At 43.9% G+C, this 431-nt stretch carries 1 protein-coding gene; it reads left to right on the top strand.

All coding sequences use genetic code 11. The features are described from left to right. A partial coding sequence (locus CWB85_RS21835; RefSeq protein ID WP_249314962.1) for an Ig-like domain-containing protein occupies window positions 1-431 on the top strand: 431 nt, incomplete at both ends.

The raw sequence follows: 431 nt of genomic DNA, 5'->3' as shown, positions 1-431 counted from the left end.
TGATGCACAAGGCACTAGTCATACAATCAATACAACACTTGCTGCGGACTTAACATGGCAGGTTGAAGCTGCTCAGACGCTTGCCGAAGGGGCTTTTACTGTGACTGTAGTGGTCACCGATACTGCGGGTAATGCTGGGCAACAAACGGCTAACGCTGTTATTGATAGTATTAACCCAGAGATCACAATCAACCAAAGTAGTTTAGTTTTAACACAAGATACAACACCACTTATTAGTGGTACATCCGATGAAGCAAATGCCAGTGTTGAGGTTACTTTTACAGATGCAGATGGTATCAAGCATGTTGTAACTGTCACTACCGATGATCAAGGTGATTGGCAAGCCGCTGCAAATACGGCCTTAGCCGAAGGTGTTTACTCAGTGAAAGCAATGATCACTGATATAGCAGGTAATCAGGGAGAAGATAGTA

It is taken from the genome of Pseudoalteromonas sp. S1727 (assembly GCF_005886375.1).
GTDB classification, from domain to species: domain Bacteria; phylum Pseudomonadota; class Gammaproteobacteria; order Enterobacterales; family Alteromonadaceae; genus Pseudoalteromonas; species Pseudoalteromonas haloplanktis.
The sequence above is the reverse complement of the archived record's forward strand: the minus strand, read 5'-3'. Positions and strand labels throughout refer to the sequence as shown.